Origin of the sequence: Salinicola sp. JS01, from assembly GCF_030284585.1 — a bacterium.
Lineage (GTDB): Bacteria > Pseudomonadota > Gammaproteobacteria > Pseudomonadales > Halomonadaceae > Salinicola.
In genome coordinates this window covers 557907-577418 of the sequence record NZ_CP127244.1, presented here as the reverse complement: position 1 = coordinate 577418, position 19512 = coordinate 557907, and the positions used below count along the sequence as shown (strand labels likewise).

At 67.6% G+C, this 19512-nt stretch carries 19 protein-coding genes; 7 read left to right on the top strand and 12 right to left on the bottom strand.

The features are described 5' to 3' along the window. Positions 1 to 8: 8 nt before the first annotated feature. The 3 genes from QO259_RS02820 (at position 9) to QO259_RS02810 (ending at position 3990) form a co-directional block, all read left to right on the top strand. Positions 9 to 1634, top strand: coding sequence for a glycoside hydrolase family 13 protein (locus tag QO259_RS02820; RefSeq protein ID WP_285951702.1), 1626 nt, complete (start codon positions 9 to 11; stop codon positions 1632 to 1634). 150 nt (positions 1635 to 1784) lie between these two features. Beyond that, positions 1785 to 2804 carry a LacI family DNA-binding transcriptional regulator gene (locus QO259_RS02815; RefSeq protein WP_285951701.1) on the top strand — a complete coding sequence of 340 codons (1020 nt, stop codon included), beginning with the start codon at positions 1785 to 1787 and terminating at the stop codon, positions 2802 to 2804. 175 nt (positions 2805 to 2979) lie between these two features. Beyond that, positions 2980 to 3990 (top strand): LacI family DNA-binding transcriptional regulator, encoded by a 1011-nt coding sequence (locus QO259_RS02810; protein ID WP_285951700.1) that lies wholly within the window; start codon positions 2980 to 2982, stop codon positions 3988 to 3990. Positions 3991 to 4011: 21 nt separating this feature from the next. Here the strand turns inward: QO259_RS02810 and QO259_RS02805 are convergent, their stop codons facing one another. Next, on the bottom strand, positions 4012 to 4557 hold the full coding sequence (locus QO259_RS02805) for a gluconokinase (protein ID WP_285951699.1): 546 nt from the start codon (positions 4555 to 4557) through the stop codon (positions 4012 to 4014). A 411-nt stretch (positions 4558 to 4968) separates the two neighbouring features. Between QO259_RS02805 and QO259_RS02800 the strand changes: the two genes are divergently transcribed. Continuing rightward, positions 4969 to 6315 (top strand): GntT/GntP/DsdX family permease, encoded by a 1347-nt coding sequence (locus QO259_RS02800; RefSeq protein ID WP_207031529.1) that lies wholly within the window; start codon positions 4969 to 4971, stop codon positions 6313 to 6315. Positions 6316 to 6531: 216 nt separating this feature from the next. Here the strand turns inward: QO259_RS02800 and QO259_RS02795 are convergent, their stop codons facing one another. From QO259_RS02795 to QO259_RS02760, 8 genes are all read right to left on the bottom strand, one after another. Next, positions 6532 to 7671, bottom strand: a complete 1140-nt coding sequence (locus tag QO259_RS02795; protein WP_285951698.1) for a tRNA nucleotidyltransferase/poly(A) polymerase-related protein — start codon at positions 7669 to 7671, stop codon at positions 6532 to 6534. A gap of 8 nt (positions 7672 to 7679) precedes the next feature. Beyond that, positions 7680 to 8006 carry a thiosulfate sulfurtransferase GlpE gene (gene glpE, locus QO259_RS02790; protein ID WP_207031543.1) on the bottom strand — a complete coding sequence of 109 codons (327 nt, stop codon included), beginning with the start codon at positions 8004 to 8006 and terminating at the stop codon, positions 7680 to 7682. 20 nt (positions 8007 to 8026) lie between these two features. Further along, positions 8027 to 8860: a symmetrical bis(5'-nucleosyl)-tetraphosphatase gene (locus QO259_RS02785; RefSeq protein ID WP_285951697.1), complete on the bottom strand. Its 834-nt coding sequence runs from the start codon at positions 8858 to 8860 to the stop codon at positions 8027 to 8029. 81 nt (positions 8861 to 8941) lie between these two features. Further along, on the bottom strand, positions 8942 to 9325 hold the full coding sequence (apaG, locus tag QO259_RS02780; RefSeq protein WP_285951696.1) for a Co2+/Mg2+ efflux facilitator ApaG/CorD: 384 nt from the start codon (positions 9323 to 9325) through the stop codon (positions 8942 to 8944). Further along, entirely contained in the window at positions 9322 to 10143 is an 822-nt protein-coding gene (rsmA, locus tag QO259_RS02775; RefSeq protein ID WP_285951695.1) for a 16S rRNA (adenine(1518)-N(6)/adenine(1519)-N(6))-dimethyltransferase RsmA, read from the bottom strand. The genes apaG and rsmA overlap by 4 nt, the downstream gene beginning before the upstream one ends. 70 nt (positions 10144 to 10213) lie before the next feature. Further along, complete coding sequence (pdxA, locus tag QO259_RS02770; protein WP_285951694.1) at positions 10214 to 11287, bottom strand: 4-hydroxythreonine-4-phosphate dehydrogenase PdxA; 1074 nt, start codon at positions 11285 to 11287, stop codon at positions 10214 to 10216. 12 nt (positions 11288 to 11299) lie between these two features. Next, positions 11300 to 12259: a peptidylprolyl isomerase gene (locus QO259_RS02765; RefSeq protein WP_207031554.1), complete on the bottom strand. Its 960-nt coding sequence runs from the start codon at positions 12257 to 12259 to the stop codon at positions 11300 to 11302. A gap of 92 nt (positions 12260 to 12351) precedes the next feature. Then, a complete protein-coding gene (locus QO259_RS02760) occupies positions 12352 to 14814 on the bottom strand; it encodes an LPS-assembly protein LptD (protein ID WP_035472317.1) in 2463 nt (820 codons plus the stop codon). 381 nt (positions 14815 to 15195) lie between these two features. Between QO259_RS02760 and QO259_RS02755 the strand changes: the two genes are divergently transcribed. The 3 genes from QO259_RS02755 to QO259_RS02745 are packed head-to-tail and all read left to right on the top strand — an operon-like array spanning position 15196 to position 17375. Continuing rightward, positions 15196 to 16230: an aminoglycoside phosphotransferase family protein gene (locus QO259_RS02755; protein WP_285951693.1), complete on the top strand. Its 1035-nt coding sequence runs from the start codon at positions 15196 to 15198 to the stop codon at positions 16228 to 16230. Further along, positions 16227 to 16895: an N-acetylmuramate alpha-1-phosphate uridylyltransferase MurU gene (gene murU, locus QO259_RS02750; protein WP_285951692.1), complete on the top strand. Its 669-nt coding sequence runs from the start codon at positions 16227 to 16229 to the stop codon at positions 16893 to 16895. Before QO259_RS02755 ends, murU begins: the two co-directional genes overlap by 4 nt. A gap of 60 nt (positions 16896 to 16955) precedes the next feature. After that, positions 16956 to 17375, top strand: a complete 420-nt coding sequence (locus QO259_RS02745) for an OsmC family protein (protein ID WP_106418540.1) — start codon at positions 16956 to 16958, stop codon at positions 17373 to 17375. Between the two features lie 128 nt (positions 17376 to 17503). Here the strand turns inward: QO259_RS02745 and coq7 are convergent, their stop codons facing one another. The 3 genes from coq7 to QO259_RS02730 form a co-directional block, all read right to left on the bottom strand. Next, positions 17504 to 18145: a 2-polyprenyl-3-methyl-6-methoxy-1,4-benzoquinone monooxygenase gene (gene coq7 / locus QO259_RS02740; protein WP_035472329.1), complete on the bottom strand. Its 642-nt coding sequence runs from the start codon at positions 18143 to 18145 to the stop codon at positions 17504 to 17506. 69 nt (positions 18146 to 18214) lie between these two features. Beyond that, complete coding sequence (locus QO259_RS02735; RefSeq protein ID WP_035472332.1) at positions 18215 to 18559, bottom strand: histidine triad nucleotide-binding protein; 345 nt, start codon at positions 18557 to 18559, stop codon at positions 18215 to 18217. A gap of 57 nt (positions 18560 to 18616) precedes the next feature. Beyond that, positions 18617 to 19489, bottom strand: a complete 873-nt coding sequence (locus QO259_RS02730) for a phosphoribulokinase (protein WP_207031563.1) — start codon at positions 19487 to 19489, stop codon at positions 18617 to 18619. Between the last annotated feature and the right edge of the window lie 23 nt (positions 19490 to 19512).

Here is a 19512-nt window from a genome sequence, read left to right as displayed (position 1 = left end):
AGTCTTGCATGACCCAGCACATGACCCAGCAACAGTGGTGGCGCGATGCCGTCATCTATCAGATCTATCCGCGCAGCTTCATGGACGCCAATGGCGACGGCATGGGCGATCTCGCCGGCGTCACCGAACGGCTCGACTATCTCGCCGCGCTGGGCATCGATGCGCTGTGGCTGTCGCCGTTCTACCGCTCGCCCCAGGCCGATGCCGGCTACGATGTCTCCGACTACTGTGATGTCGACCCGCTGTTCGGCACGCTCGAAGACTTCGACCGCCTGCTGGCCGGCGCCCATGAGCGCGGCATGCGGGTGATCGTCGATCTGGTGCCCAATCACAGCTCCAGCGAGCACGTGTGGTTCCAGGAGGCGCTGGCCAGCCCGCCGGGCAGCCCGGCACGCGCGCGCTATCTCTTCCGCGACGGGCGCGGCGAGCACGGCGAATTGCCGCCCAACAACTGGCAGAGCATCTTCGGCGGCGCCGCCTGGACCCGGGTCGACGACGGCCAGTGGTATCTGCACATGTTCGACAGCGCCCAGCCCGACTTCGACTGGACCAACCCCGAAGTGGGCGACGAGTTCGAGCGCGTGCTGCGCTTCTGGCTCGCCCGCGGGGTCGACGGTTTCCGCGTCGACGTCGCCCACGGCATGATCAAGCAGCCGGGCCTGCCCGACTGGGACGGCGAGCAGGTGATGGTCGAGGGCGGCAACCGCGGCCCGATGTGGGATCAGGATGGCGTCCACGACATCTACCGCCGCTGGCATCGCATCCTGGCCGAATACGGCGACGACCGCATGATGGTCGCCGAGGCCTGGCTCAAGCCGGAGCGGGTGGCGCGCTATATTCGCCCCGACGAGATGCAGCAGGCGTTCAACTTCGACTATCTCACCGCCCACTGGGACGCCGCGGAGCTGCGCACCATCATCGACCGCTCGCTGACCATCACCGGTGAGGTCGGCGCCACCACCACCTGGGTGATGTCCAACCACGACGGCGTACGCCACGCCTCGCGTCTGGGACTGTCGAACCCTGGCGCACGCCCGCAGAAGATCGGTATCGGCGACGAGCAGCCCGACGAGGCGCTGGGGCTGCGCCGGGCGCGGGCGATCATCATGCTGACCCTGGCACTGCCCGGCTCCGCCTATCTCTACCAGGGCGAAGAACTGGGCCTGCCGGACCACACCCGCATGCCCGACCGCTACCGCCAGGACCCGGGCTTCCACCGCACCGGCGGCGAGGATGGCGGCCGCGACGGCTGCCGCGTACCCTTGCCGTGGCGTGCCGAGGCCCCCGCCTTCGGCTTCAACGACAGCGGCGAACGTTGGCTGCCGCAGCCGGACAACTACGCCGACTACGCCGTCGATCGTCAGCGCGATCAGCCGGATTCGACGCTCAGCCTATATCAGCGGTTGCTCAAACTGCGCCGCGATCATAACCTTGGCCAGGGCGAACTGACGTGGGCCCCGAGCCCGCGTGAAGACGTGCTGGTGCTGACCAACGGTGACGTTCACGTGGTGCTCAACCTGGGCGACGCCCCGGTCGCGCTGCCGGCGGCACCGCTGCTCGCCCAGAGCCGGCCCGATGCGGTGAGCGACGCGACGCTGGCCGGCAACGCGGCGGTCTGGCTGCGCGCGACCTGACCCTGGAATGACGGCCGGCGCCGCGGCCGTCATCCCCCCTCGACGAGGAGATTCGAGCATGCCCCCGGCCACGGCCCTCTGTGCACGGCGCCAGCCGTACGCGACGCGGCGCTTCGCCTGCGGCTTGCGAGCGTGAGCCCGACCAAGCGCATGACGTTGAAGACGGTGGCCGCGCGTCTCGGCGTCTCCACCGCCACCGTCTCCAACGCCTTCAATCGCCCCGACCAACTCTCCCAGGCCCGGCGCGAGGAGATTCTCGCCGCCGCTGCGGAACTCGGCTACCACGGCCCCGACTCCCGCGGGCGCATGCTGCGCACCGGCCGTTCCGGCATCATCGCCATGCTGCTGGCGGAAAATCTCTTCTACAGCCTGAGCGACAGCGTCGCCAGCGAGCTGATCGCCGGTGTCGCCGCGCAGTTGGATCAGCACGGCCACTCGCTGATGCTGCTGCCCGGACGCCTGGAGCAGACCACCGGCGGCGTCGACATGGCCGACGGCATCATCGTCTATGGCCTGCACGGCGCCTCCTCGCACATCCTCGACCTGATCGCGGGGCGCCCCGCCGTGGCCATCGACATCGATCTGCCGGGTATTGCGGCAGTCAACATCGACAACTATCCGGCCAGCCTCGCCCTGACCCGACACGCCCTGCGCCAGCCGCCCAGGCGGATCGCCATCGTCGGGCTGCGTCTGACCCAGTCGCACGAGGGCCAGATCGGCCTGGATGCGCTGCTGTCGGCCGATCTCACCATCACCCGGCGGCGCCTGGACGGGATCTTCAAGGCGCTGACGGAGGCCGCCATCGACCACGACAGCGTGGCGCTGTGGAATATCGACCAGAACACCTACGACGGCTGCGTGCCAGTGATCGCGACGCTGCTCGATCAGCCCGCGGCGTCACGCCCGGACCTGCTCATCTGCCTCTCCGATCGTATCGCCCTGACCGCCATCGATCTGGCCGAGCGGCGCGGGCTGCGGGTGCCGGAAGATCTGCGCATCACCGGCTTCGACGGCATCGCCGAAGGTCAACAGCGGCGACCCCGGCTGACCACGGTGCGCCAGGACAGCGCGGCCAAGGGTCGACTGGCGGCCGCCATGCTGCTGGATCTCGAACCGCGCCGCTCACGCACCCTGGAGACCGAGCTGCTGATCGGCGATAGCGCCCCCTGAGGCGGGGAGCCTCACACAGCTGATCGGCTACAACCATGGCCGCACAGCCAGTGCCGCGGCGTCATGCTAATCTCCCGGAAGTTACCGCTAACCATCATCACCGGAACCGCCCGGGGCGCGATGTCGTTCATCGCTCACTCGCGTCGGGCGCCGCCGCCGTGCTGGGGAGATCGTCATGCCGCGCCGCACGTCGGGACGCGTCACGCTTCAGGATATCGCCGACCGGGTCGGGGTCACCAAGATCACCGTCTCGCGTGCGCTGCGCGAGCCGCAGCGGGTCTCGCTGGCGCTGCGCCAGCGCATCGAGGCGGCGAGCGCCGAGCTCGGCTATATTCCCAATCACGCCGCCGGCGCGCTGGCCAGCGGCCGCAGCCACAGCGTGGCCCTGCTGATCCCCTCGCTCTCCAACGCGGTGTTCTCGGATATCCAGCGCGGCATCGAGGAGGGCCTGCGCGCTGCCGGCTATCAGCTGCTGATCGGCCATACCGGCTACTCGATCCTCGAGGAGGAGCGCCTGATCGACACCTACCTGGGCTATGGGGTGGATGGCCTGGTGCTCTCGGGAACCCGCCATACCGAACACGCCGAGCGGCTGCTGCGACGCGCCGGGGTGCCGGTGGTGGAGACGCTGGAGCTGACCCCGACGCCGCTGGATATCAACGTGGGGCTCGATCAGACCGCCGCCGGAAGGGCACTGACGGAAACCTTCATCGCCCGCGGTTACCGTCGAATCGGTTTTCTCGGCGCACGCATGGATCACCGCGCCCAGCTGCGCATGGCCGGCTGGGAAGCCGCGCTGCGCGCTGCCGATCTCTCCACCGAGTACTGCCTGACCACGCCGCAGCCGTCGAGCTATCGACTCGGCGGCGAGATGCTGGGGTCGATGCTGCAACGCTGGCCGGCGCTGGAGGCGGCATTCTGCTGTAACGACGACCTGGCCGCCGGCGCGCTGTTCGAATGTCAGCGCCGCCGCCTGGCGGTACCCGAGGCGCTCGCCCTGGCCGGATTCAACGGGCTCGATATCGTGGAGGCGACGACCCCAACCCTGGCCACGGTGGTGACCCCGCGCCGACGCATCGGCGAGGTGATCGCCGAACGCCTGCTGGCGCGTCTCGGCGGCCAGCCCTGCCGGCCGCACAGTGAGGATCTGGGGTTCGAGGTGCGATGCGGCGGCAGTATCGGTTAGGCGGTCAGGTCCTCGAACCGCTCAGGAAGCGGCGCCATCGACTTGAGTGGCGTAGCGCTCGGCCAGCGCCTCGGCGGCACGCGCGACCACGGTTTCGATGCCGGCATCGATATCCACCGTCACCGCCTCGTCGTCGCCCGGCGCTTCCAGCGTGGCGAGCTGGCTGTCGAGCATCGCCTCGCCCTTGAAGAAGTGGTCCTTGCGCGACTGGATGCGCTCGAGCAGCAGCTCGCGGCTGCCGCGCAGATAGACGAAGGTGAGCGCCGGGTCGCCCTGGCGCAGAATGTCGCGATAGCGGCGCTTGAGCGCCGAGCAGCCCACCACAAGGGTCTCGTCCGCCGCCTGCGCCGCGCCCAGGATCTCGCTCAGCCGGGCGAGCCAGCCGGCGCGGTCGTCGTCGGTGAGCGGCTCGCCGCGCGACATCTTGGCCACGCTCGCCTCGGAGTGGTAGTCGTCGCCGTCGAGGAAACGCCCACCCAGATGCGCCGCCAGGCGCTGCCCGATTTCGGTCTTGCCGCAACTCGACACGCCCATGACGACGATGCGATGTCCCTGATTGGTTTTCATGCCTCGGACTCTTTTCGCTGATGAATCGGTCTGCTGATGAACCGGCCTACTGATGAATCGCTCTGCTGGCGGCGCGCGCCGCCGGATGAGCCCAGGTCGTCTAGCGGCTGAGAAAGCTGCTGTTAGGCTTTGTACGAAAACTACCTGCGCTCGCTGACTTTCCGTACGAGCCCTAGGCGTACCCCTCACCTAGCAGCTTGTCTCTACACCTTTAGGCGCATTGTTGTCGCCAACTTGTTACCGGTAACATCCATTCTCGCCAACTCCACACCGGAGCACAACGCCACCAAAGGCGCATAGCGTCCCGCGGGATCTCGCCCCGGCGGGTGCTGGATGCACCACGCCCGCGGCGATATCCGGCGCCGCTTCAGCGGTTAGTCAGTGCTTCGTTAACAAAGGGTTTTCATCCTCATGGACAGTCCCACCTCTCTGATCCTCGCCGCGCTGGGGAGCATCATCGTCCTTCTCTACCTGGTCATGCGTCTGCGCCTGCACGCCTTCGTGGCGCTGCTGGTGGTCAGCGGTGTCGTGGGTCTGGCGACCGGCATGGGCGTCGAGGAGCTGCTCGACACCATCGAGAAAGGCATGGGCGGCACCCTTGGCTTCGTCGCCACCGTGGTCGGTCTGGGGGCGATGTTCGGCAAGATGCTCGAGGTCTCCGGCGGGGTCGATCGTCTGGCCAGCACGCTGCTCGACAAGTTCGGCGAGAACCGCTCGCAGTGGGCGATGGGGGTCACCGGCTTTCTGGTCGCGATTCCGGTCTTCCTCGACGTCGCCTTCATCATTCTGGTGCCGCTGATCTATGCCCTGACCCGGCGCACCGGGCGCTCGCTGCTCTACTACGGCATTCCGCTGCTCGCCGGGCTGGCGGTGACCCACTCGTTCATTCCGCCGACACCGGGTCCGATCGCGGTGGCCAAGCTGATCGGCGCAGACCTCGGCTATGTGATCCTGTTCGGCGCCATCTGCGGCCTGCCCGCCATGATCATCGCCGGGCCGCTGTTCGGGCGCTGGATCGCCAAACGCATCGACGCCCAGATCCCCGACTACATGGAGCTGCCCAAGGAGCCGGGCGACACCCGCGACCTGCCCAGCTTCAAGCTGATCCTGTCGATCATCCTGTTGCCGCTGGCGCTGATCGTGCTCAACACCGTTTCCGGCGTGATCCTGCCGGCGGACAGCCCGGTCCTGGCCGCGCTGACCTTCCTCGGCCACCCCTTCGTGGCGCTGACCCTGGCCACGCTGCTCGCCTTCACCTGCCTGGGCACGCGCCGCGGCATGACCCGCGAACAGGTGATGGAAGTCGCCACCAAGGCGCTCGAACCGGCGGGCATCATCATCCTGGTCACCGGCGCCGGTGGCGTGTTCAAGCAGGTCCTGATCGACTCCGGCGTCGGTGGCGTGATGGGTGACATCATGGCCGAGAGCGCGCTGCCGCCGATTCTGCTGGCGTTCCTGATCTCCACCGCGGTGCGCGTGATCCAGGGCTCCGCCACCGTGGCCATGATCACCGCCGCCGGCCTGATGGCACCGGTCATCTCGACCCTGGGCCTGTCGGGCCCGGTGCTCGGCCTGATCGTGATTGCGATCGCCTCGGGGGCCACCGTGCTGAGCCACGTCAACGACTCCGGGTTCTGGCTGGTCAACCGCTACTTCGGTCTCACCGAAGCGCAGACCCTGAAGAGCTGGACGGTGATGGAGACCATCATCGGCCTGACCGGTCTGGTGATGGCGCTGATCGTGGGCCTGTTCGTCTAGGCTGGCTACGCCAACTGCCTAAGCTCGGCAATACGACGTTAAACGTCGAACGCCCGCGGCGAGTGATCGCCGCGGGCGTTTTCTATCTGCGAGTGGCATGGTCTTCGAGGGAAATGATCTTCGAGGGGAATGATCTTCGAGGGGAGTGGTCTGCGAGGTAAATGCGAGGGTCGCGGCGGCTGGCGCGCGAACGCCTCAGCGCCCTGACGCCATTGTCTACGCCGTCTCCAACGCCTCGCGAATGGTCTGCTCCCGCCGCCGGGCCAGCTCCTGGCCGAGCTGCGGCCCCCGCAGACCCTCGTCGAGCAGGGCCTGGGGCAGGATCTGAGAGGCCAGCCGCCAGGCCAGGGCGAGGTCCTTGGCCAGGGCCGGGTCTTCGTGGGCGATCAGTGCCAGCAACGGGTCGAGGCGCTCCGGCCGGCGCCAGGCGTCGATGCCGTCGAGCCAGGCCATGATATCACCGGCCCCTGCGACCTTGAGCTGGGCACAGCGGCTGCGCAGCTCGCGGGTGAGCGCCGCCTGGCGCATGGCGTCACGGTAGCGGTTGGGCGCCTTGACGGCATCGTTGAGCGCGCCCTGGGCGCCTGCTTCGAGGTGCTCGCCGAGTCGCGCCCAGCGCCACACCGCCGGCTCGTCGAGATCGGTCGGCACGCTGTCCAGCCGCGCCAGGGCCGTCGTAAGGGTGTCGTCGGCCAGCGGCGGCATCAGCACCACCAGCGCACCGCACTCATGCAGGGTCTCGAAATAGGCCGCGGGGTCGGCCTCGGTCAGGGCCTTCTCGGTCTCGGTCCAGACGCGTTCGGCGACCAGATGCGCGATCTCGCCGCCGGCCACGAGCTGACGCATCAGCGCCAGGGTCTCGCCGGCGATGGTGAACCCCAGATGGCGGTAGCGGGCCAGAAAGCGTGCCGCGCGCAGCACTCGCAAGGGGTCTTCGACGAACGCCGGCGACACGTGACGCAGGACCCTGGCGTCGAGATCGGCGCATCCGTCGTAGGGGTCGACCAGCTCGCCGTCGGCGCCTTCGGCCATAGCATTGATGGTGAAATCCCGCCGCGCCAGATCCGCCTCCAGCGTCACCTCGGGGCTGGCGTGGACCTCGAAGCCGGTATAGCCGTGGCCGCGCTTGCGCTCGGTGCGTGCCAGCGCGTACTCCTCATGGGTCTGCGGATGCAGGAACACCGGGAAGTCGCGCCCCACCGGCTGGAAGCCGCGCTGGCGCATCTGCTCGACGCTGGCACCGACCACCACCCAGTCGCGGTCGCCGACCGGCCAGCCCAGGCGGGCATCGCGCACCGCGCCACCGACCAGATAGACCTCGAGACCGGCGAGACAGGGATCGTTGTCAGCGTGCATGGCACCCCCTAGCGGCTGACCCGTTCAGGGTGACGATGCGCCCAGTCGACGAAGCCGCCATCCAGACTGTAGACCTCGCTGAAGCCCTGCCCGGCGAGCCAGGCGGCGGCCTGCTGGCTGGAGTGGCCGTGGTAGCAGACCACCACCAGCGGCTGTGCGGTGGGGGTGTGTTCGACCAGCTCGGCGGCGCTGGAGTTGTCCAGATGACGGCTGCCGGGAATGTGCCCCTGGGCGAAGCTCAGCGGATCGCGGATATCGACCAGGGTCAGGCTGCGTCCTTCGCCAAGCCACTGGATGAGCGTGGCGGCGTCGAGATGTTCGAATTGATGTGGCATGTGCCCCCTCTGAGATGGCGTCAGCGTCGCAGCTGCTGCGACGGTTCGGCGATACGCTCGCCGCTGTCGAGATCCAGCGCCGTGAGCGTGCCGCCCCAGACGCAGCCGGTGTCGAGCGCCTCGGCGTGCACCCGGGCTCCGGGCGTCTGCCCCTCCAGCGCGGCCCAGTGGCCGAACAGCAAGGTGAGCGCTTCCTCACGCGGATGCTGGCGTGGATAGGTGAACCAGGGGGCGAAGCCCGCCGGTGCAGTGTCGAGCCCCTCCTTGGCGCTGAAGTCGAGGGTACCTTCGGCGTCGATGAAACGCATCCGGGTAAAGACGTTGACGATGCTGCGCAAGCGATCCAGCCCCTCCAGCGCCGGCGACCAGCGCGCCGGGCGGTTGCCGTACATCTCGGCGAGAAAGTCATCGACCGCGTCGCCGCCGAGCACCGCCTCGGCTTCCGCCGCCAGCTCGCGAGCCTCGGCCAGCGACCACTGCGGCAGCAGCCCGGCGTGGGTCATCACGCGGTTGCGGGCCGGGTCGGCGACCAGCAACGGCTGGGCGCGCAGCCACCCCATCAGCGCCTCTCGATCCGGCGCGTCGAGTATCTCGGCCAGGGTATCGTTGCGCTTGAGCTTGCCATGACCGCGCGCCACCGCCAGCAGATGCAGGTCGTGGTTGCCCAGCACCGTCTCCACTGCGCCCTCCAGCGCCTTCACCCGACGCAGGCAGGCGAGCGAGCCAGGGCCACGGTTGACCAGATCGCCGGCCAGCCACAGCCGGTCGCGGGAGGGCGAAAAGTCGAGCCGCGCCAGCAGTGCGTCGAATTCAGCGTAGCAGCCCTGCAGGTCGCCGATGGCATACATGGCCATGGTCGTCGTCCTTCTCGATGGTCGGTCTGGGTCGAGGGCTGGGGAGCCCTCCGGGATGAATGGGCCGGCACCCGGCGCAGCTCAGTGCACCTGATTGGGGGTCGCCAACCGGAACGGTGCGATGATGACCTCGAAGGCCCCGCCGCTGGCGAGATCGCTGCAGCCGTAGCTGCCCTGCATCACCCCCACCGGGGAGGCCAGCACCGCGCGGCTGGTATAGCGGAAGCTGTGGCCGGCGGCGATCGCCGGCTGCTTGCCGACCACGCCATTGCCGCGCACCTCCTGTACCTTGCCGTTGCCTTGGGTGATCTTCCAGTAGCGCGACAGCAGTTGAATCTCGCGCGTCGAGCGGTTGTGCACCGTCACCGTATAGCTGAAGACATAGCGCGACTGCTCCGGGTCCGACTCGTCGGCACGGTAGTCGGGCGCGACCTCGACCAGAATCTGGGTGGCCAGCTCGCTCATGCCTCGCGCTCCGTGACCCGATTGGCGATGGCCACCAGCTCCGCCACCGTCAGTGTCTGCGGCCGGCGGCCGGGGTCGATCTCCAGCGCCTCGAGTTCACTGGCCTCGACCAGCCCCTTGAGATTGTTGCGCAGCGTCTTGCGCCGCTGGCCGAAGGCCTCGCGCACGATCTCGGCGAAACGCGCCTCGTCATGCGCCACGGCGGGCAGCTCGGCGTGGGGCGTCAGGCGCACGATGGCGGAGTCGACCTTGGGCCGCGGCACGAAGGCTGCCGGCGGCACCACGAACAGCGACTCCACCTGGCAGTGGTACTGGGTCATCACCGACAGGCGGCCCCAGTCGGGCCCACCGGGCTCGGCGGCGAGACGCTCTACCACCTCCTTTTGCAGCATGAAGTGCATATCGGCGACGGCGCCGCGTGCCGCCAGCAGATGAAAGATCAGCGGCGTGGAGATGTTGTAGGGCAGGTTGCCGACCACCCGCAGCGGCCGGCCATCCGCGGCTGCCAGGGCGGGGAAATCGAACTTGAGCGCATCGCCCTCGTGGATCACGAAATCCGGGTAGGCGAAGAACTGTACCCGCAGGCCGGGGATCAGGTCGCGGTCGAGTTCGATCACTTCGAGCGCGCCGGCGGCCTGGAGCAGCGGCTCGGTCAGGGCGCCCTGCCCCGGGCCGATCTCGACCAGGCGCTCTCCCGGGCGCGGCCCGATGGCACGCACGATGCGCGAGATCACGCCGGCATCGCGCAGAAAGTTCTGACCGAAACGTTTACGCGCTCGCGGTAGCGCGCCACGCGGATAATCGGCTGAGTTAGCCATTGACGACGAATTCCTTCAGAGACTGTTTACAGGAAAGCTGCGCGCAACAGCGGTGTAAACACCCTCTTGGTTAGAGAGATGAATCAGTTGGGTTCCGAGTAGCCATCTCGCAGGCCACTTCCAGCGCCACCCTGAGACTGCCGACATCGGCTTGGCCGCTGCCGGCGAGATCGAGGGCGGTCCCGTGATCGACCGAGGTACGCACGATGCCTAGGCCCAGGGTGATATTGGCCGCCTGGCCGAAACCGGCATACTTGAGTACCGGCAGCCCCTGGTCATGATACATGGCGAGCACGGCGTCGGCGCCATTCAGATGGCGCGGTGTGAACAGCGTATCGGCAGGCAGCGGGCCGACCAGATCGAGCCCCTCGGCGCGCAGCCGCTCGAGGGTCGGAATGATGATGTCGAGCTCCTCGCGGCCCAGATGGCCATCCTCACCCGCATGGGGGTTGAGCCCGCTGACCAGGATGCGCGGCGCGGCGATGCCGAAGCGCCGGGTCAGCTCGGCGGCGAGAATCCGCGTGACGCGGGCCAGGCTCGCGGCATCGAGCGCTTCGGCAACCCGTGACAGCGGCAGATGGGTGGTCGCCAGAGCGACCCGCAGCGGTCGCGGCGTGCCCGGGGTAGCGGTCATCGATGCGCTCGTCGAGGTGATCGTCGTGGCGAGCATCATCACCACCTCTTCGACACCGCAGGCATCGCGCAGATACTCGGTATGCCCGGTGAACCGCGGGTGGCCACCCTCGATGATCGCCCCCTTGTGCAGCGGCGCGGTGACCATGGCCGCGGCGCGCCCGTCGCGACAGGCGGCGATGGCGACATCCAGGGTCTCGAGCACGTAGTCGGCGTTGCCCGGGTCGAGCACGCCGGGCAGCGACGGCCGCCGCAGCGCCACCGGCCACACCGGCAGATGCCCATCCCGCGCGGGCGGCACAGGGGCACCGGGCTCGAGCGGCTCGATCTCCACCGCCCAGCCCAGCGCGGCGGCACGCGCCGCCAGCAGCTGCGGGTCGCCGATGACCACCACCCGCGCGGCCAGCGCCGGCCACCGCCGCGCCAGGGCCAGCGTCAGCTCGGGGCCGATACCCGCGGGCTCACCGCTGGTCAGCGCCAGCAGCGGTGCCGCGGCCTGGTTCGACGCCATCAGACTACCTCGTTACTGCTTGTCGAGACGGTTGTCGACGTAGGCGCTGGCACGAATCTCCTGCGTCCACGCTTCGAGCTCGTCGTTGACCTTGCGCTGGAAGATCGCCTGGCTCGCCTGCTCGCGGGAGATCTGCTTGCCGTCGCCGCCGCGGGTATCGATCAGCTTGACCAGGTGGAAGCCGCTGGGACTGCGGATCGGCTGGCTCACCTCGCCCTTGGCGAGATCGGGAATGACGTCGGCGAAGATGGTCGGGATCTGCGCCGCCGGACGCCAACCCAGATCGCCGCCCTCGAGCGCCTGGGCATCGTCGGACTCGGAGACCGCCAGCTTGCGGAAGTCGGCGCCGCTCTTGAGCTCCTGATAGAGCTTCTCGGCCTTGGCCTGAGCCTGGCGCACCTGATCCGGCGTCGGCGACTGCGGCACCGCGACCAGAATCTGGGCCAGATGATAGGAGACGTTGCTGTTCTGGCCGGCCTGCTCCAGGAAGCGGTCGATCTCACGATCCGACACCGTCACCTTGTTGGCGACCTCGCGCTGCTGGACCTGACGAATCAGCAGCTCGCGGCGCACCTGCTCGCGCACCTCGGCCAGCGACTGCCCCTCTTTCTCCAGGCGATCGGCGAACTGATCCAGGGTCATGCCGTTGTTCTGGGCGATACCGCGCATGGTGGCATTGAGCTGGGTCTCGTCGACGTTCAGCTTGCCCTTCTCGGCCATCTGCAGCTCGATCTGCTCGGTGATCATGCGGTCGAGCACCTGATGCTCGAGGGTCTTCTCCGGCGGCGCGGGGATGTTGCTGGACGCGAGCTGGCTCTTGACCTGGGAGACCCGCTGCTCGAGCTGGCTCTGCATGATGGCGTCGTCGTTGACCACGGCGACGATACGGTCCAGCGGCACCACTTCGGCCATCGCCGACAGCGGCGACAGCAGCATGACCAGCGCCAGGGGAATCCACACTCTAGGACGCATGCCTACCTCTCTTGCTTGATGAAGAACGACTCTTGGGAATCACGGGTCTTGCTCGATCTCGATCGGCAGGCCCGGCATCCGCCGGGCCCGGCTCAGAACGTGGTGGGCTCGTAGCCCGGCACCGCGCTGGCGAAGTAGCTATCGGCGTTCTGCCCCACCCCGCCGAGTCCCTTGAACACGAAGCGCAGGAACAGGCCGCGATCGGTGTAGTCATCGTCGATGGTGTAGGCGGTGTCGTTGTCGTCGACCCACTCGCGCCAGACCACCTGCACCGCGCTGCAGCAGCTGTTGAACTGCACACCGGCCAGCGTCTCCAGATCACGCTTGTTGGTGTTGTCGTAGAGATAGCGGCCGATCAGATCGAGCGACGAGGTCGCCTTGTAGGCGAACGAAACGTCGAAATCCTCGCGGTTGTAGCTCAGTTGGTCATCGGCATCGCTGGCCGGATCGAAACCTTGGAGCTGCCAACGGTAGCCAAGGTTCAATACATGGCCGGCCGGACTCAGATATTGCAGGTAGGCGGAGGCCTTTTCGGTCTGCGAACGCTGATCGTCGTAGAACCACTCGTAGCGCGAGCGCCACTGATCGTTGATGCGCCAGTCGAGCTGGGTGATCACCGGCGAGCGGTCGCGGGTGCGCCGATAGTCGTCGTAGCGCCGCTGCGCGGGCGTGAGATTGTCGCTGTCGTCGAGCAGGGTGACGTTGCGATCTTCGAAGTAGGCACTCTGACCGACCGACAGCGCCAGCCGCTCGCGCCCGGTGTCATCCTCGAGAAAGCGGGTCGAGGCGCCGTAGGAGAGCTTGTTGACGTCACCCACGCGATCGGCGCCGGTGAAGCGGTAGGGCGACCACAGCTGGCTCCATGAGATCGCCTGCTCGTCGGTGTCGAACACCGGATATTCCGACTGGTCGCGCTCGGGAACGTAGGCGTAGTAGAGCCGCGGCTCGAAGGTCTGCTTGAAGCCCTGGTCGAACGCGGTCACGTCACGCTGGAAGATCAGCCCCGAGTCCAGCGAGTAGACCGGCACCGTGCGGGACAGGGTCTCGTCACGCGAGGTGTCACGATTGCCGTAGTCGAGCTCGTAGTTGGTCTGCCACAGCTGGAAGCGCGGCTCGAGGAAGCCCCAGCTCGGCTGGGCGCGCCAGCCGATGGCCGGGGTCAGATTGAGGCGCGAGCCGTTGGCCGATTCACGCAACGGAATGTTGCGGGTGCGGTTCTCGTCCTCGTCGAACCAGTTGCCCTGGGCATCGACGCCGTGCAGGTCACGCCAGAAGTAGGTCGCGTTGGAGTTCCACTCCTGATAGAAGCCGCTCTCCTGCTGCCAGCGCGCATTGGCGGTCAGGCTGGGCAGGCGGTAATAGGGGCGATCGTTCTCGTCGATCGGATACTGCATGCGCTGGTAGCCCTGGGCACGGGCATCCAGATACCAGGTGGTACCCTGATAGGAGAGCCGCGCTAGACGCTCGAGGTATTCGGTGTCCTGCTCGGCGAAATTGCTGCCGAAGTCGTCGAAGTAGCGGCCATCGCTGGCGGCGCCGTAGCGCAGCGCATAGTCCAGGCGATCGGTGAAGTAGCCGTAGTGCTGGTAGTCGACGAACCAGCGGTCCTTGCCGTCGAAGGCGTCCTTGGGATCGTTGGGATTATCGTTGTTGCCGCCATTATCGTTGGCCAGATAGGCGCCATCGATCGTGCCGCGATCGCTGCCGAAGAGATAGCGGAACTCGCCGCCCATCAGCAGGCCATGGTCGGTGATGACCCGGGGCGTGATAGTGGCGTCGTAGTTGGGGGCCAGGTTCAGGTAGTAGGGCTGGCTGTAATCGAGGCCATCGCTGGAGAGCCCCAGGGTCGGCCACAGAAAGCCGCTCTGGCGGCGGTCGTCGACCGGGAAGCGCACCCAGGGCCAGTAGAACACCGGCACGTCGCCCATCTCGAGGCGCGCGTTGGTGGCGGTACCATAGCCCTGGGCGCGGTCGATGGTGACGTCGCTGCCGACGATCCGCCACAGCCGGCTGTCCGGCGCACAGGTGGTGAAGCTGGCTTCGCGCATGCGATAGCGGCCGTCGTCGAGGCGCTGCAGCGCCTGGGCGTCACCGCGCACGCGCTGGTCGTGGATCACGTAGTGAGCGTCGTCGATCCGCGCCGCGTCGCTGTCGAGCGAAACCTGGCCATCGTCGCCGCGCACCAGCAGACCGGGGTAGCGGATGGTCAACGGGCCGTCGGCAAAGGCGGTGTCGCGGGCAGCATTGACCCGCACCTGCGGCGCCTGCAGCTGACTGTCGCCACGCCGCAGCACCACCTCGCCGCCGAGGATCGTCTCGCCGTTGTCACCGTACTCCGCGGTGGCGGAGTTGGAGAGGACCTCTTCCGGCGTGCGCCCTTCGGGCAGCAGATAGCCGGGCTGGACATAGCGTCCGCCGCACAGCGCGCCGGCCGGCGCCTGATCTCCCCAGGGTACCCAGTCCAGCTGATCCGCCGGGAGCGGCGCCGGAGGCGCCGCCTGGGCGGTCGATGAAATCACGCCGGTGAGGGCAGTCCAGACCAGTCGCTTGCCCATGTCCTCTGTGTCCTTGCCGTGTGGAGCCGGTATTATACAGACCTCGACGGCGCTTGCCGCGGGGTCGTTCCCTGTCTGTCTTCTGTCGCGCTCGCCTGACTATGCCTACCTGACTATGCTCGCCTGACTATGCTCGCCTGACTATGCCTACCTGACTACGCCCGCCTGGCGAACCATGAAGAGGCGTGGCGCTCGCAGCGCGATGAGTTGGCGGACTCGACCAAAGGCGGCAAACTGGCGCCGCCAAGGGGGTCTAGCGCCCTCGCCGCCGACAGGTCCGCGTCCCGACGTTATCGACCACGCCATCGGCCAAGCCCACGAGCGGCTTCAGCATGCGGTGCCATCCGCACCCCGTCAACTCGATCCATCCTGGGAGTTTCGATGAGTCTGCGCCTTGCCCAGCTGCGCACCTGGATAGCCCGGCAGCACGCCGTCGCCGCCGATACCTGCCGCTTCGAGCCCGTCGCCGGCGATGCCAGCCTGCGCGGCTACTGCCGGGTGTATCTGCCCGACGGCACCACGCGCATGCTGATGGACGCGCCACCCGAGCTCGAAGATAGCCACGCCTTCGTCGCCATCGGCCGCCACTGGCGCGCGGTGGGCCTGCCGGTGCCGGCGATCCACGCCGTCGACCTCGACCTGGGCTTTCTCGAACTCGACGATCTCGGCGACAACAGTCTGCACCACCATTTCGACGATGCCGAAAGTGCGCGGCGCGGTACGAACCAGGCCATCGACCTGCTGCTGCGCCTGCAGCGGCTGGCCTCACCGGCCGAGCTGCCGCCCTACTCCGCCGCCTTCCTGGAAGAGGAGATGGAGCGCTTCCCCGACTGGGGCCTGGGGCGCTGGCTGGAATTGGAGACACCCGCCTGCTGGGCCGACACCAAGCGTCAACTGCTGGCGCGTATCGCGACGCTGCCCGAAGCCGCGGTGCACCGCGACTTCGATGCCATGAACCTGATGCTCGTCGACGGCGAACTGGCGCTGATCGATTTCCAGGGCGCCCTGGCGGGGCCGCTCGGCTACGACCTGATCTCGCTGCTGCGCGGGCGCTACCAGCGCTGGTCGCGGGCCGAGATGGATCGCTGGATCGCTGACTTTCATCACCGCAGCCAAGCCGATTTCGGCACTCGCCTGCCGGATGCCGCCGCCTTCCGCGCCGCGGTCGAGGCGATCGGCGCCCAGCGTCAGCTCAAGATTCTGGGCCAGTTCTGCCGCCTCTGCCTGCGCGACGGCAAGCCGCGCTATCTCGACTGGCTGCCGCATTTTTACGCCCAGCTCGACGCCGGCCTCGAAGCGCTGCCCGAGCTGGCCGAGTTCCACGCCTGGCTACGCGAAACCTACCACCCGGCGATGCAGGCGCGCCTTGCCCGCCACCACGCCGAGCAGGCGCAGTCGAAGGGAGCCTCGACATGAAAGCGATGATCCTGGCCGCCGGACTCGGCAGCCGCATGCGCCCGCTCACCGACCACTGCCCCAAACCGCTGCTGCCGGTAGCCGGCAAGCCGCTGATCGAGCACCACCTGATGCGCCTCGCGGCGGCCGGCTTCCGCGAGGTGGTGATCAACGTGAGCTACCGCGGCGAGCAGATCGTCGCCGCCCTCGGCGATGGTCAGCGCTTCGGCCTGCGTCTCGCCTTCAGCCATGAGCCCACGCCGCTGGAGACCGCCGGCGGTCTGCGCCACGCCCTGGGGCTGCTGGGCGACGCCCCTTTTCTGCTGCTCAACGGCGATGTCTGGAGTGATATCGATCTGGCCCAGCCGGCGCTAGCCGCGGGGGATCTGGCCAACCTGGCGATGGTCGACACCACCGACTTCCACCGCGGTGGCGACTTTCATCTCGACCCCAACGGACGCCTGCACGCCGAGGGCGAGCCGCGCCTGGTGTATGCCGGGGTCGGCGTGATCCACCCGCAGCTCGTCGCCGATCTCCCCGACGGCGAGGCGGCCAAGCTGGCGCCGCTGCTGGTCGCGGCCATGCGCGCCGGGCGCGTCGCTGGCTGGCACCACCGCGGCGACTGGGTCGATGTCGGCACGCCGCAGCGCCTGGCCGACCTCGAGAGCCGACTGCGCCGGGCGTAACTTCAGCCAGGCGGGAGTGTTATGCTGCCGCCACGTTATCCGAGTGAAGGAATCGATTGCATGAAAGCCACAGTCAAGTGGACCGACGGCCGCCAGTTCGTCACCGAATCCGGCAGCGGCCACAGCGTCGTGATCGACGGCAACCCCGACCACGGTGGGCGCAACACCGGGCCGCGGCCGATGGAGCTGGTGCTGATGGGGCTCGGCGGCTGCACCTCGTTCGACGTGATCCAGATCCTGGAGAAGGCCCGCGCCGACGTCACCGACTGCGTCGCGACCCTGGAAGCCGAACGCTTCGACGGCACGCCCAGCGTGTTCACCAAGATCCATGTGCACTTCGTGGTCACCGGCCGCGGCCTCAAGGAGGCTCAGGTCAAGCGCGCGGTCGACCTCTCCGCCGAGAAGTACTGCAGCGCCTCGCTGATGCTGGCCAAGGGCGGCGTGGAGATTACCCACGACTATGAGATCGTCGAGGCCTGAGCGCCGGCTCGTCCGACGAGCCCCTCTAGCCCCTCAAGCCAACAACACAAGACGCAAAAACCGCGACTCAGGTCGCGGTTTTCGTTTGCCTGCTCGGCGGCTACCCACCGCCCTCGACGAGGCCATGCTCAAAGGCGATAGACGCTCTTGGTCATCACCTTCGACACCAGCCGCATGCCCCACTTCACCGGCAGCGGGAAGCGGCTGCCGCCGGACTCCAGCGCCATCCGCTCGTGCTGCGCCTCATCGATGCGCATCTGTTCGAGTACCGCCCGCGAGCGCTTGTCGTCGATCGGCAGCTTGCGCAGATGCGCCTCCAGATGGCGCCCGACCTGCTCCTCGGTGGCGGCGACGAAGCCCAGGCTGACACGGTCGCCGACCGCCCCGGCCAGGGCACCTAGCCCGAAGGAGGCGGCGTAGAAGGCAGGGTTGAGATAGCTGGTACGGCCATCCAGCTCCTGCAGGCGCTGATCGCACCAGGCCAGATGGTCGATCTCCTCCGCCGCTGCCTCTTCCATCCGCTCGCGGGTATCACCCAGCTTGGCGGTCAGCCCCTGGCCTTGATAGAGCGCCTGGGCGCACACCTCACCGGTGTGATTGATGCGCATCAGCCCGGCCACATGGCGGCGCTGCTCGTCGTCGAGCGCGCCCTCGGGCTGGGCGTGCGCCGGCGAGGGCCGGCGCGGCTGTGCCGCCCCCGGCACCAGCGTGCGCAGCACACTGTCGAACTGATGGATCAGATTGTCGCTACGCGACAGCTGGCGCGCCATGTGAGTCTCCTTACCCGTGTGTGGATCATCCGCGAACGGATGCCCGTGTGCAGCAATGTCCCGGACCTGTCAGCCCGGCGGCCAGGTCAGCTTGCGCCCACCCAGCAGGTGCATGTGGATATGATAGACCGACTGCCCGCCATCTTCGTTGCAGTTCATCACCACGCGGTAGCCGTCCTCGGCGAAACCGAACTGCTTGGCCAGCTTGGCCGCGGTGTACTGCAGCCGCCCGATCAGCGCCAGATCCGCCTCCTCGATGTCATTCAGGGTGGCGATCGGCTTCTTGGGGATGATCAGCACATGGGTGGGTGCCTGGGGGTTGATGTCACGGAAGGCGAGTACGTGCTCGTCCTCGTAGACGATATCGGCCGGAATCTCGCGGTCGATGATCTTGCTGAACAGCGTGGGCTCCATGGGGTCTCCTGCTCGAACATGAAAGGATCCGGCGCCAGCGGCTGACGCCTCGGCACATCAACGAAAACGGCGTTGCGCCAGCAGCTGGCGCACCTTGGGCGCCAGGATCAGATCCATCGCCAGCGACAGCCGCGCCCCCGGCACCACCAGGGTGTTGGGGCGGCTCATGAAGGCGTCATGGATCATGGTCACCAGATAGGGAAAATCCACCGCTTCCGGGTCGCGGAAGCGGATCACCACGAACGACTCGCCGTCGTTGGGCACGTCCTGCAGCTCGAACGGGTTGGAGGTGTCCACCGTCGGCACGCGCTGGAAGTTGATGTGGGTGCGCGAGAGCTGGGGCTGGATATAGCGCACATAGTCGTGCATGCGCCCGAGAATGGTCTCGATCACCGCTTCCTGCGAATAGCCGCGCAGCTTGGTGTCGCGGTCGATCTTCTGCAGCCACTCCAGATTGATGGTCGGTGCCACCCCGATCAGCATGTCGACATGCCGCGCGATGTCCACTTCATGGGTCACCAGCCCGCCGTGGAGCCCTTCGTAGAGCATCAGATCGGTGCCACTGGGGATCGGCTGCCAGTCGGTGAAGGTGCCGACCTGCCAGCCGGCCTCGATCATGCGCTTGTCTTCGGCATGGATATAGTGGCGGTAGGTGCCTTTGCCGCTGTCGCCGTACTCCTGGAACAGCGCATCCAGCCGGTCCAGCAGGTTGGCATTGACCGAGAAGTGCGACAACTCCGCCTTGCGTTCCGGCTCGGTCTGCAGAATCTCGGCCAGCTCCGCCCGCGAGTAGCGGTGGAAGGCGTCGCCGTCGATGAAGGCGGCGTGGACGTCCTCCCGCGCGAACATGCGCTCGAAGGTGCGCTTGACCGTGGTGGTGCCGGCGCCGGAGGAGCCGGTGACGGCGATGATCGGAAACTCACGCGACATGCCGCGCCCCCCTGCCGAGCCCG